The sequence below is a fragment of the Actinomycetospora sp. CA-053990 genome, from assembly GCF_050948445.1.
Lineage (GTDB): Bacteria > Actinomycetota > Actinomycetes > Mycobacteriales > Pseudonocardiaceae > Actinomycetospora > Actinomycetospora callitridis.
On record NZ_CP192043.1, the window covers coordinates 3,959,977 to 3,972,132 of the forward strand.

Consider the following 12,156-nt stretch of genomic DNA (forward strand, 5'->3'; position numbering starts at 1 on the left):
TCCTCCAGGCATCAGGTCGTGGGACGCAGCGAGGTGTCCCATCCGGCGACGTGCACCTCGGCCACCTCGTTCGGGCCGACGGTCCAGCTGGGGTGCCGATCGAACACCAGCGTGTCGTGGCCCGGGACGATCCGGTCGAGCTCGCCGTCCAGGTATCGATGAATCTCGCCGTAGGTCATCAGCATGGAGTAGGTGTTGCCGTTCGTGTAGCCGCTCGGCCACATCTCCTCGACGTTCGAGTACCACATGACCGCGTCACCGGCGACGACGTAGCGACCGCCGGAGGTGTCCACGGAGATCCACTGGGTGCCGAAGGTGTGGCCGTCCTTCGAGAGGTGGCCGCGGATGCCGGGGGCGAGCTCGTCGTCGTCGCCGACGAACTTCAGGCGGTGGTCGCGTGCCAGCTCGCCGAAGACGCGGGCGTCGTCTCGGTCGAACGACGAGGTGATCCAGCTCTCCTCGCCCAGCGGGGTGTAGAGATCCGGGAGCGCCAGCGCCTTGAGCCAGCCCTGGTACTCCTCCCACTGCACGTAGACGTCGGCGTTCTCGAAGGCGCGGACGTTGTTGGCGTGGTCGAAGTGCATGTGGGTCAGGAAGACCTTCTCGATCTGCTCCGGGGCCACCCCGACCTTGGCCAGGACCGTCTCCGGCGGCTCCCAGTCGTAGAAGCCGAACCGGTGGATCCACTTGTCGGCGTGGAACCCGGCGTCCACGAGGTAGTGGTGCACGACGCCGGCGTCGTCCTGTCCGCTGACGAGCACGTAGATCATCGGCGAGGCGGAGACGCCCTCCCCGCTGTGGATCGGGACCCCGCCGAAGAACTCACGCGGCAGATCGACGTGGGAGAAGCACAGCGGGCGGATCGAGTAGTCGGGCACGGGCGGCCTCCAACGACGTGCGGACGCCCCCCGCCGTACGTCGATAGCGGGCGGGGATGCCGCGCGTCGAGACCGGTGTCCGACGGTGCGGGACACGCCCTCTCAGACGAGCGCCCACGTGGGGTCGAGCAGGAGGTCCACCGCCACGGCGACGTCGTCGGCCAGCGGCCGGTCCTCGGTGCGCGGGTCGAGCACCTCCTCGGCGCGGGCCAGCGCCTCCTCCACCGGGGCGGGCCCGGTGCTCGCGGCCGGCACCCCGACGTTCCGCCGCCGCAGGCGCAGCGCCCGGACGGCGGCGACGAGCTCGCACGCCAGGACGCGGGTGTAGGCGATCGCCACCTCGGTGGTGGCCCGCGCGGCCTGGGTGGAGAAGCTCGCGTGGTCCTCCAGGCCGCGGGACACGACGGCGCTGCCCAGGGTCACCGGCAGCGCGACCTGACGGAGCGCGGCGAGGGCGTCGTGGCTCATGTACTCGAGGATCATCACCCCGGAGCTGCCGGGCGGTCCGTCGACGAGGAACGCGCGCAGGCCGGTCTGCTCGGGCTCGACGAGGTCGCCGAGACGGGCCGCCGAGAGCTCGGCGACGCCGTGGATGCACGCGCGGACGTGGTCGAGCGCGCCCGCGACGTAGGCGGTGTGGAAGTGCGCGTGGTGGTACACGTCGTCCTCGGCGACGGCGATCATCGGGTTCTCGGCGCCGGCGTTGATCTCGACGTCGAGCACGCGGTGCAGCGTCTCCAGGGCGTCGATCGCCGGGCCGTTGACCTGCGGGAACGCGCGCAGCCCGAACGGGTCCTGGATGCGGCGGCCCTTGGGCGGGGTCCGCTCCATGCCGAGCAGGTGGCGCATCCGCTGGGCGCAGCGGACCTGGCCGGGGTGCGGCCGGGCGCGGTGCACCGGGTCGGCGTAGGCCTCGGGGCTGCCGTCGAGCGCGAGGTAGGAAAGGGCCGCGACGACGTGGCTGGAGGCGAGGACGACGTCGAGGGTCCCGGCGGCGAGCGCGGACTCGGCGAGCGTCACCGCGTTGCTGGAGACGAACGCCAGCGCGTCGCCGGCGTCGACGGCGACGGGCGCGGGGACGGGCGGCGCCGTGTCCCACGCCCCTCGCCCGCGAGCGCCAGCGCGATCTGGGCGAGCGGGGCGAGGTCGCCGGTGCCGATCGCGCCGAGGCGGTGGACGACGGGCCGCGCGCCGGTGCGCACGGCGTCGGCGAGCGCGTGTACGAGGCTCGTCGACACCCCGGAGCGGCCGGTGAGGAGCTGGTTGAGCCGGATGAGCATCGCGGCGCGGACGAGCTCGGGATCGAGCTGGTCGCCGGCGCCGCCGGAGTGGCTGCGCAGCAGGCGGAGGCCATGGCCGGCGGAGCCGGTGAGACCGGCAGAGCCGACGGTGTCGGCGGGCTCGGCGTCCTCCCCGACGTGCTCGTCCCGGTTCGCCCCGACCCCCGTGGTGCGCCCGTAGACCGCGCGGCGGGTGCTGAGGTCCGCGCCCAGCCGGGCGGCGCGCTCGACGTGGGCCAGGGCGGCCCGGTCGAGGTGGACGTCGGTGGGCCCGAGCGTCCGGGCCACGGCCGCGACGTCGCGGGCCGTCAACGAGGCGCCGTCGAGCCACAGCGGCGGACGCCCGTCCACCATCGGCGGGTCGGCCTCCGGGCGGACCGGGATGTGGGTGCTCACGCTCGGGCCTCCTCGAGACGGGGTGCGGGACGCACGCGACGGCCGGCGCGCCACACCGCGGCGGTCAGCGGGACGCCGGGGCGCTGGGCGACGTCGACGACGGTCGGAGCGTCGAGGACGTGCAGGTCGGCGCGGGCACCGACGCGCAGGTGCCCGACGTCGTCGCGGCGCAGCGCCCGGGCGCCGCCGAGCGTCGCGGCGCGCACGGCCTCGTCGACCGACAGCCCGGACCGCAGCACCGCCAGGGACACGCAGAGCGCCATGGACGTGGTGTAGCAGCTCCCGGGGTTCGCGTTGCTCGCCAGCGCGACCGTCACCCCGGCGTCGGCGAGGCGTCGCGCCGGCGGTGCGGGCTGGCCGGTGAGCAGGTCGCACGCGGGCAGCAGCGTGGCCACCGTCGACGATCCCGCGAGGGCGTCGACGTCGGCGCCGGTCAGGTGCGTGGCGTGGTCGACCGAGGCGGCGCCGGCCTCCACGGCCACACGCACCCCGGGGCCGGGCCCGAGCTGGTTGCCGTGCACCCGCCCCCCGAGCCCGCGCGCGGCGCCGGCGGCGAGCACCCGGGCCGCCGCGTCCGCGTCGAAGGCGCCCTCCTCGCAGAAGACGTCGATCCACCTGACGTCGTCCGCGACAGCGTCGAGCATCGGGCCGCAGACGAGGTCGAGGTACTCGTCGGTGGTGGCGTCGGCGGGCGTCAGGTGGGCGCCGAGGAAGGTGACCTCGTCGACCTCCTCCGCGGCGATCCGGGCCGCACGGGCCTCGTCGTCGACCGAGAGCCCGTAGCCGGTCTTGGTCTCCAGGCACGTGGTGCCCTGGCCGACGGCCTCCGCGACATGGCGGCGCAGCCGGGCGGCGAGGTCGGCGTCGGACGCGGCACGGGTGGCCGTCACCGTCGTCCGGATGCCCGCCGCCGTGTAGGGCCGGCCGGCGGCCCGTTGCGCGAACTCCTCGCGCCGGTCGCCCGCGAAGACCAGGTGGGTGTGGCTGTCGACCCAGCCGGGCAGCACCGCGCGGCCGTCGACGTCGACCGCGGTGTCGCAGGCGGGGGCGTCCCGTGCGGGCCCCGTCCAGGCCACGCGATCCCCCTCGATCACCAGGGCGAACGGTCCCGGGCCCGTCGGACCCACCGGGTCGTGTGTGGTGAGCTCGCCGATCCCGGTGAGCAGCTGGGTCGTCACGCCGCCTCCTGCGCCCGGGCGTGCAGGGCGCCGATCTCGGCGGCCAGGCGGGCCGCGGGCCGCTCGACGAGCTGGTGGACGCCGTCGCGGACGATCACGCGTCCGCCGACCCGGACCTCGCGGACGTCGGCCGCCGACGCGGCGAGCAGGACCCCGTCCGGCCTGGCGCCCGCGGTGCGCACCGAGGCGGTGTCGAGGGTGACGAGGTCGGCGGGCGCGCCGACGATGATCTCGCCTCCGTCCGTGCCGGCACCCAGGAGCTCGCCGGGCGTGAACCGTTCCCGCACGCCGTGGCGCAGCCGCTCGTGCATCTCCAGGGCACGCATCTCCTCGAACGGGTCGACGACGGCGTGGCTGTCGCTGCCGAGGCACAGCGGCACGCCGGCCCGGGCGAGTGCGCCGGCCGGGCCGATCCCGTCGCCCAGGTCGCGCTCGGTGGTCGGGCAGAAGCAGGCCCGGGCGCCGGCGCGGGCCAGGCGGGCGACGTCGTCGTCGGAGAGGTGGGTGGCGTGCACCGCGGTGGTGGCGGGCCCGAGCGCGCCGGCCTCGTCGAGGAGCGCGGTCGGGGTGCGGCCGTGGGCGGCGAGGCAGGCGGCGTTCTCGTCGGGCTGCTCGGAGAGGTGGACGTGCAACGGTCGGCCCCGCGCCCAGGCGGCGACCGTCGGCAGGGCCTCGCGGGGCACCGCGCGCACCGAGTGGATCGCGGCACCGACGCGCACGTGGTCCCCGTCGTCCAGCGCCGCGACGCGCTCGGCCCGCGCCGCCCAGGCCTCGACGTCGGCGTCGGCGAAGCGGCGCTGGACGCCCTCGGGTGGGCGACCGATGCCGCCCGCGAGATAGCAGGTGTCGAGCAGCGTCAGCCGCAGCCCGGCCGCCGCGGCCGCGTCGACGAGCGCGCGGTCCATCGCGATCGGGTCGGCGTAGGGACGCCCGCCGGGGGCGTGGTGCAGGTAGTGGAACTCGGTGACCGCGGTGTGGCCGGCGAGCGCCAACTCGGTGTAGACCGCGGTCGCCAACGCCCGGTAGCCGTCCGGGTCGAGGGCGGCGGCGACGCGGTACATGCCCTCGCGCCAGCTCCAGAACGAGCCCGCTCCCCGGGCGGGGTGGCCGCGTAGGGCGCGGTGGAAGGCGTGCGAGTGCCGGTTGACCAGCCCGGGGATCGTCAGCCCGGGGAGCACGGTCCCGGTCCGAGCAGCACCGGGCGCGACGCCGGCGATCCGACCGTCGACGATCTCCAGCGCCACCGCGTCGACGGGCCCGCCGGGCAACCACGCCTGCTCGCACCAGATCAGCGACACAGCTCCTCCAGGACGTCGGCGAGGGCCCGGACGCCGGACGCGACGTCGTCGTCCTCGGCGTGCTCGTCGGGAGCGTGGCTGATCCCGGTGGGGTTGCGGACGTGCAGCATCCCGGCCGGCACGTGGGCGGCGAGGACGCCGGCGTCGTGGCCCGCGGCGGTGGCCAGGCGTCCGGCACGCGTGATCGTCGAGAGCGTGTCGGCGAGCCCGGGGTCGAGGGTGACCTCGTCGGACACCGACTCGGCGCGCACCTCGACGGTGCACCCCTCGGCGTCGGCGGTTCTCCGCGCGGCGGCGGTGACGTCGTCGACGAGCGCCCGCGGGAGCGGGCCGCGGGCGTCGAGCCACAGGTCCACCCGGGAGGCGACGACGTTGGTCCCGCCGGGCACCGGGTGCAGCCGCCCGACGGTGGCGCGCGCGTCCTCGCCGTGGGTCTCCATCGCGGCGCGGGCGGCGAGCACGGTCGTCGCGGCCGGGATCATCGGGTCGCGACGGTCGGCGCGGCGCGTCGTCCCGGCGTGGTCGGCGCGCCCGGTGAACGACAGCCGCCAGCGGCCATGCGCCACGATCGTCGACCCGACGGCCAGCGGCTCGCCGCGGGGCGCGAGGTTCCGGCCCTGCTCGACGTGCAGCTCGACGAACCTCCCGAGGCGGGCGATCCGTCGCGGCTCGGGCCCGAGGTGGTCCGCCCGCAGGCCACGGCTGGTCAGCGCCTCCGCGAGCGTCACGCCGTCGGGGTCACGCAGCCCGCGTGCCCGGTCGGGGTCCAGGGAGCCGGTGAGCAACCGCGAGCCCAGGCACGGCACCCCGAAGCGCCCACCCTCCTCCTCGGCGAAGACGACCACCGCGAGCGGGCGTCCCGGCACCACGCCGCGCGCTCGGAGCGCGTCGACCGCCGCCAGCGCCGACACCACGCCGAGCGGGCCGTCGTAGGCGCCGCCGCCGGGCACGGAGTCGAGGTGGCTGCCGGTGACGACGGCGTCGGGACCCTCGGGGTCGCCCCACCAGGCCCACAGGTTGAGGTTCGCGTCGGTCTCCACCTGCAGGCCACGCCGCCCGGCCTGCTCGGTGAACCACTCCCGCAGGGTCGACTCGGCGTCGTCGCCGAGGTGGCGCGACCAGCCGCCACGACGGGGGTCGCGGCCGACGTCGTCGAGGGCGGCGAGGAGCGTCACGACGACTCCCGCTGTGTCTCTCGGAGGGGGATCCGCACGCCGCGCTCGTCGGCGACCTCGAGGGCGCGGGGGTAGCCGGCGTCGGCGTGGCGGATCACGCCGGTTCCGGGGTCGTTGGTGAGCACACGCGCGATCTTGCGCCCGGCGAGCTCCGAGCCGTCGGCGACGCACACCTGCCCGGCGTGGATCGAGCGCCCGATCCCGACCCCGCCGCCGTGGTGCAGCGACACCCAGCTGGCCCCGGACGCGGTGTTGAGCAGGGCGTTGAGCAGGGGCCAGTCGGCGATCGCGTCCGAGCCGTCGATCATCGCCTCGGTCTCGCGGTGGGGCGAGGCGACGCTGCCGGCGTCGAGGTGGTCGCGGCCGATCACCACCGGGGCCGACAGCTCGCCGGACGCGACCATCTCGTTGAACCGCTCCCCCGCGCGGTGGCGCTCGCCGTAGCCGAGCCAGCAGATGCGCGCGGGCAGGCCCTGGTGACGCACCTTCTCCCCCGCCAGGCGCATCCAGCGCGCGAGCGGTTCGTCGTCGCCGAAGAGGTCGAGCACCGCGCGGTCGGTGGCCGCGATGTCGGCGGGGTCGCCGGAGAGCGCCGCCCACCGGAACGGCCCGCGGCCCTCGCAGAACTGCGGGCGGATGTAGGCGGGGACGAAGCCGGGGATCTCGAAGGCGCGCTCGACGCCGGCGAGGCGGGCCTCGGCGCGGATCGAGTTGCCGTAGTCGAAGACCTCGGCGCCGTCGTCGAGGAACCCGAGCATGGCCTCGACGTGCGCGCCCATCGACTCCCGCGCCCGGTCGGTGAACTCCTCGGGCTTGGTGCGGGCGTACTCGGCCCAGTCGGCGAGGTCGACGCCGACGGGCAGGTAGGACAGCGGGTCGTGCGCCGAGGTCTGGTCGGTGACGACGTCGACGGGCGCGCCCCGGCGCCGGATCGCGGGCAGCAGCTCGGCGGCGTTGCCGATGACGCCGACCGACACGGCCTCGTGCGCACTCCGGGCCGCCTCGACCCGGGCGAGCGCGGCGTCGAGATCGTCGGCGACCTCGTCGAGATAGCCGGTCTCCACCCGCCGGCGCGCGCGGGCGGGGTCGGCCTCGACGACCAGGGCCGTCCCGCCGTTCATCGTCACCGCGAGCGGCTGCGCCCCGCCCATGCCGCCGAGCCCGGCGGTGAGCGTCAGGGTGCCCGCGAGCGAGCCGCCCCGGGCGCGGGCGACGGCGGCGAACGTCTCGTACGTGCCCTGCAGGATCCCCTGGCTGCCGATGTAGATCCACGAGCCCGCGGTCATCTGGCCGTACATCGTCAGGCCGAGGTGCTCGAGCCGCCGGAACTCCGGCCAGGTGGCCCAGTCGCCGACGAGGTTCGCGTTGGCCAGCAGCACCCGCGGCGCCCAGTCGTGGGTGGTGAAGACCCCGACCGGCCGTCCCGACTGGACGAGCAGCGTCTCGTCCGGCGCGAGCTCCACGAGGCACCGACGGATCGCCGCGAGGCTCGCGTGGTCCCGCGCGGCCCTGCCCGTGCCGCCGTAGACCACCAGGTCCTCGGGCCGCTCGGCCACCTCGGGGTCGAGGTTGTTGTCGAGCATCCGCAGCGCGCCCTCGGCGCCCCACGTGCGTGCCGTCATCGTCCGTCCCCGCGCTGCTGGCATGGGTCCCAGTGCAGCGCCCTCCCGCCGTCCGGGACAGACGCTCTGGCGGTCCGGTGTCTGGGATACGAGACTGCGCGGATGGCCGGTGTCCCGGGGTTGCGACGCGGGCTCGCGATCCTGCGGCTGCTCGCGGCGTCCGAGGAGCCGTTGACCGCGACGACGCTCGCGGCCCGCCTCGACCTGCCCCGCTCGAGCACCTATCACCTGCTCACCGAGCTCGAGGCGGCCGGCGTCGTCGCCCACCTCCCCGACCGGGGTCGCTGGGCCGTCGGGATCGGCGCCTTCGAGATCGGCACGGGCTACCTGCGCCACCACCCGGTCGACGAGGTGGCCGGGCCGTCGCTGCGTCGTCTCGCGCGCCGGGTGTCCCACGACGTCCACCTCGGGGTCCTCGACGGGCGCGAGCTGCTCTACCTGCTGCGCGAGCGCCCGCCGCGTCCGCAGACCCTCGTCACCGCCGTGGGCGTCCGGCTCCCCGCGCACCTCACGGCGTCGGGGCGGGCGGTCCTCGCCGGGCTCGCCCCGGCCCAGCGCCGCGCCGTCCTCGCCGGCGCGGGCCCGCTGACCCGACGCACCGCGCGCGGTCCGACGTCCCAGCGCGCGCTCACCGCGGTGCTGGCCGCCGACGCGCGGCGCGGCTGGTCGGTGGAGGACGGGGAGGTCAGCCGCGGCTACGCCTCGGTCGCCCACCCGATCCGGGACGCCGGCGGCCAGGCGGTCGCGGCGATCAGCGTGACGTTCCCGCACCAGTGCGAGCCGGCGTGCGGCGACACCTTCACCCCACTCGCCACCATCGTCGGGCGCACCGCCGCCGAAATCACCCGTCACCTCGGTGGCACGTCGGCCGGACGTCGCTGACGGCGTTCACGCTGCCGCTCCCGCGGGCGCGTGCCACGGTGAGCGCACGTTCGTGAGCCGGGATTCGGCCCCGTCCGGCCACCCGTGCCCCCGGTGGCGTCCTGTCCAGTACGACGCCGGAGAGCGGGTGGAGCACGTGTCGAGCCGTGCTGCGGACACCGAGGCACGCAGCCTCGCGCACTGGGACGAGGCCGGCCGGGCCGGGATGGAGGCGTTCTACGCGCTCGCCGTCGAGGACTACCGGCAGATGGTGGCAGCGCGCGACTGGGCCGCCGACCTGCGCGCGAGCGCCGTGGACGGCCGGGTCCGCGTCCTCGACGTGGCCTGCGGCAGCGGGAAGTTCCCCGCCGAGCTGATGCGCCGCGGCCTCGCGTCCGGGGTCGACGGCATGCACGTGGAGATCGACCTCCTCGACCCGTCGGTCTTCTCGATCGCCGAGGCCCGATCGGTGCTCGGGCCGCCGTTCGTGCTCCGTGCCGAGCACGCGGTGCGCCTGCAGGACCTCGACCGCACGATCGGCGGCTTCGACGTCGCGTGGGCCACCCACGCCCTCTACGCGATCCCGCCCGTCGAGATCGGCGCCGGCGTCGCGCGGATGACCGAGGCGCTGCGACCGGGCGGGTTCGGCGCGATCGTCCACGCCACGACCGGGTCGCACTACCTGCGGTTCGCCGAGGCGTTCCGCGCCACGTTCGCGCCGGACGCCACCCCCTTCACCAGCGCCGAGCAGGTGACCGACGCCCTGCGCGCGGCCGGCGTCGACCCGTCGTCGACGACGCTGCGGTACACCGTCGGGACCGACGACCGCGCCGTCCTCGAGGGCTTCCTCCAGCGCTGCGTCTTCGACGACTCCGTCGACCTCGCGACGATGGAGGCGCAGGAGCCGCTCGCCGGATACCTCGCCTCCTGTCGTGACGACGGGGCCTACCTCTTCCGGCAGGAGGTCCACGTGATCACGTGGACGGCGACGGCGTGAACCCGCACCTGGGGGTCGCCACCGCGCGCGGCGAGGCGTCCGACGTCACCGCGGCCTGGGACGGGGACAACGAGCAGTGGTGGGACTGGTACATGTCCCTGGCCGACAACGCGGAGGGCGCCTCGGAGCCGCTCGTCCCGGTCGCCGCCCCCGACCCCGGTCCGCTACCGGACGACGCGGAGATCGTGGCGGAGCTGGCCGAGCCCTACGTCGTGCCGTCGACGGCGGTCGCGTCCTTCGCAGCCGAGGGCTTCGTGCGCCTGCCCGGCGTCGTGTCGCCGGGGGCCGCCGAGGTCCTGCGGCGCCGGCTCATCGCGCTGCTGGACAGCGGCGGGTCCGGCTCCGGGCTGCGCAGCCGCGAGATGATGTGGCGCGAGGACCCGCTGGTGCGCGCCGCGGTGCTCTCCCCGCGGGTCGCCGGCATCTCGGCCGCCCTGCTCCACGTCGACGCCCTGCGGCTCTACCACGACAGCGCGCTCTGCAAGGAGCCCGGCGCGGGCCGGACGCCCTGGCACCACGACGCGCACCACTTCCCGCTGGCCTCCCACGACGTGATCTCCACGTGGATGCCGCTGCAGGCGGTGCCGGCCGCGATGGGACCCCTCGCCTTCGCGCGCGGGATGGACGCGTGGCGGCAGGTCGAGAACCTCGCCTTCGACAAGTACGGCACGTCGTACGACCGCCGGGTCGCCGAGACGTTCCGCGCGGCCGCGGTCGAGGTGTGCGACGAGCCGTTCGCGCTCGGGGACGTCAGCTTCCACTCGACGCTGTGCTTCCACACCGCGGGCGCCAACCGCTCCACCCGCTCCCGGATGGTGCTGGGCGCGACGTACTACGCCGACGGCGTGCGGATCGTCGACCACCCGACGATGGTCAGCGGCGACTGGCGGCTCTTCGTCCCCGACACCGCGCCGGGCGAGCCGGCCGCCAGCGCCCACAACCCGCTCCTGGAGCTCGCCGGGCGCTGACCGGGCCAGACTGACGCTCCCACCGCCAGACGAGGAGCCGACGATGATCACCGGTGCGCACGTCATCCTGTACAGCGCGGACGCCGACGCCGACCGCGCCTTCCTGCGCGACCTGCTCGGCACCCGCACGGTCGACGCCGGTGGCGGCTGGACCATCGCCGCCCTGCCGCCGGCCGAGGTCGCCGTCCACCCCACCGACGAGGCCCCGTCGCACGAGCTCTACCTGATGTGCGACGACGTCGAGACGACGACCGCCGAGCTGCGCGGACGGGGCATCGCGGTCGACCCGGTGACCGACCAGGGCTGGGGCCTGCTCACCGGTATCCGGCTCCCCGGCGGCGGGACGCTCGGCCTCTACGAGCCTCGGCACCCCGTGGCCGCGGAGCCGGGCTGAGCGACGGGCGGAGAGCGAGCCCGCCGCTCCTGGTGAGCCGGCCCGAGAATGCTTCGGAAACCGAAGCGTCACGAGCAGCCGATGCCCTCTGCCCCGGCCTCGCCTCCGATCCCGCTCCCTCACCGTCGGCGCTGCGCCGATCACGAGCCGCGCTCAGCCACCCGGACCGGACCGGGAGAAGAGGCCATATGCAGGCGATACAGGCCTGCGGAACATCCCTACGGTCGAGGTGACGACGACATCGGGAGTCCCATGGCCGCCGAGGTGAACCGCACCGGCAACGTCTACGTGAATCCCGTGAGCCGGGAGCGCGCCGCGGTGCTGGAGAGCGCGGTCGACAGCGGCGGCGAACGCGTCCGCGCCGAGCTCTGGGCCCCGCCGGGGGCGGCCGTGGCCTTCCCCCACATCCACCCGGGGCAGAGCGAACGCTTCGAGGTGCTCGAGGGCCGGCTCGGGGTCCGCCACGGCTCCCGCCTCAGCACCGCCCTGCCCGGCGACCGCGTCACCATCCCCGCGGGCGACGTCCACGCCTGGTGGACCGAGGGGGACGCGCCGGCGCGGGTGCTCGTCGAGGTCCGGCCCGCCGGCCGGTTCGAGGAAGCGATCATGACCAATTGGGGCCTCGCCGCCGCCGGGCACACCAGTCCGAGTGGGCGCCCCGGTCTGCTCCAGCTCGCCCTGCTCGCCGAGGAGTGGGCCGACACGATGCGCCCCGCCTCCCCACCGGCGTGGGCCCAGCGGTTGCTCTCCCGCACGCTCGGTCCGATCGCCCGCGCGAGGGGCCTGCGCGGCATCCACCCCGAGCTCGAGGAGCGCATCCTCATCGGCCGGCTCGGGGAGCGTCTGACGGTCGCCGGATCCTCGCCCATGGCGCCCCACGAGTCGAGGTGACGTCGTCGGGGACAAACCGCCCGGACGGACCCCTGGTCCGGCGACCCCCGACGTGGCAGCGTTGCGGCATGGACATCGGCCCCGTCCGTCGGCGCCTCACCGCAGAGCCGATCAGCTCACCCGTGCCCGGCGAGGACTCCCCGGAGCGGGAGCCCGTCATGATCGAACCAGCCGTCGAGCACGACGATCCCGAGACCGTCGCGACGTCCCGCACCTGA

The 12,156-nt window shown here is 75.5% G+C and carries 11 protein-coding genes and 1 pseudogene; 6 read left to right on the forward strand and 6 right to left on the reverse strand.

What is annotated here, in order from left to right:
* Positions 1-11: 11 nt before the first annotated feature.
* From ACQPYN_RS20385 to hutU, 6 genes and pseudogenes are all read right to left on the reverse strand, one after another.
* A complete protein-coding gene (locus tag ACQPYN_RS20385; protein ID WP_433026784.1) occupies positions 12-878 on the reverse strand; it encodes an MBL fold metallo-hydrolase in 867 nt (288 codons plus the stop codon).
* Between the two features lie 102 nt (positions 879-980).
* A pseudogene (locus ACQPYN_RS20390) lies at positions 981-2,512 on the reverse strand (aromatic amino acid ammonia-lyase).
* 38 nt (positions 2,513-2,550) lie between these two features.
* Positions 2,551-3,732, reverse strand: a complete 1,182-nt coding sequence (gene hutI / locus ACQPYN_RS20395; protein WP_433026787.1) for an imidazolonepropionase — start codon at positions 3,730-3,732, stop codon at positions 2,551-2,553.
* Positions 3,729-5,030 (reverse strand): formimidoylglutamate deiminase, encoded by a 1,302-nt coding sequence (locus ACQPYN_RS20400; protein ID WP_433026790.1) that lies wholly within the window; start codon positions 5,028-5,030, stop codon positions 3,729-3,731. Before ACQPYN_RS20400 ends, hutI begins: the two co-directional genes overlap by 4 nt.
* The gene (locus ACQPYN_RS20405; RefSeq protein ID WP_433026793.1) at positions 5,021-6,205 is read right to left on the reverse strand and encodes an allantoate amidohydrolase; all 1,185 of its coding nucleotides are present in this window, start codon (positions 6,203-6,205) and stop codon (positions 5,021-5,023) included. The genes ACQPYN_RS20400 and ACQPYN_RS20405 overlap by 10 nt, the downstream gene beginning before the upstream one ends.
* On the reverse strand, positions 6,202-7,851 hold the full coding sequence (gene hutU / locus ACQPYN_RS20410; RefSeq protein ID WP_433026796.1) for a urocanate hydratase: 1,650 nt from the start codon (positions 7,849-7,851) through the stop codon (positions 6,202-6,204). Before hutU ends, ACQPYN_RS20405 begins: the two co-directional genes overlap by 4 nt.
* A gap of 78 nt (positions 7,852-7,929) precedes the next feature.
* On the opposite strand from hutU, the gene ACQPYN_RS20415 reads away from it, so the two are divergent.
* From ACQPYN_RS20415 to ACQPYN_RS20440, 6 genes are all read left to right on the forward strand, one after another.
* On the forward strand, positions 7,930-8,709 hold the full coding sequence (locus ACQPYN_RS20415; protein ID WP_433026799.1) for an IclR family transcriptional regulator: 780 nt from the start codon (positions 7,930-7,932) through the stop codon (positions 8,707-8,709).
* Positions 8,710-8,836: 127 nt separating this feature from the next.
* Positions 8,837-9,685: a class I SAM-dependent methyltransferase gene (locus ACQPYN_RS20420; RefSeq protein ID WP_433026802.1), complete on the forward strand. Its 849-nt coding sequence runs from the start codon at positions 8,837-8,839 to the stop codon at positions 9,683-9,685.
* Complete coding sequence (locus ACQPYN_RS20425) at positions 9,667-10,653, forward strand: phytanoyl-CoA dioxygenase family protein (RefSeq protein WP_433026805.1); 987 nt, start codon at positions 9,667-9,669, stop codon at positions 10,651-10,653. The genes ACQPYN_RS20420 and ACQPYN_RS20425 overlap by 19 nt, the downstream gene beginning before the upstream one ends.
* Before the next feature lie 43 nt (positions 10,654-10,696).
* Positions 10,697-11,047 (forward strand): VOC family protein, encoded by a 351-nt coding sequence (locus ACQPYN_RS20430; protein WP_328306283.1) that lies wholly within the window; start codon positions 10,697-10,699, stop codon positions 11,045-11,047.
* 252 nt (positions 11,048-11,299) lie between these two features.
* Positions 11,300-11,938, forward strand: coding sequence for a cupin domain-containing protein (locus ACQPYN_RS20435; RefSeq protein ID WP_433026809.1), 639 nt, complete (start codon positions 11,300-11,302; stop codon positions 11,936-11,938).
* Between the two features lie 68 nt (positions 11,939-12,006).
* Complete coding sequence (locus ACQPYN_RS20440; protein WP_328306280.1) at positions 12,007-12,156, forward strand: hypothetical protein; 150 nt, start codon at positions 12,007-12,009, stop codon at positions 12,154-12,156.

What these genes read in the sequence shown, in the direction of transcription:
- hutU (WP_433026796.1), bottom strand. Translation starts at nt 7,851, where the DNA reads ATGCCAGCAGCGCGGGGACGGACGATGACGGCACGCACGTGGGGCGCC.
- ACQPYN_RS20415 (WP_433026799.1), top strand. Translation starts at nt 7,930, where the DNA reads ATGGCCGGTGTCCCGGGGTTGCGACGCGGGCTCGCGATCCTGCGGCTG.
- ACQPYN_RS20430 (WP_328306283.1), top strand. Translation starts at nt 10,697, where the DNA reads ATGATCACCGGTGCGCACGTCATCCTGTACAGCGCGGACGCCGACGCC.
- ACQPYN_RS20435 (WP_433026809.1), top strand. Translation starts at nt 11,300, where the DNA reads ATGGCCGCCGAGGTGAACCGCACCGGCAACGTCTACGTGAATCCCGTG.
- ACQPYN_RS20440 (WP_328306280.1), top strand. Translation starts at nt 12,007, where the DNA reads ATGGACATCGGCCCCGTCCGTCGGCGCCTCACCGCAGAGCCGATCAGC.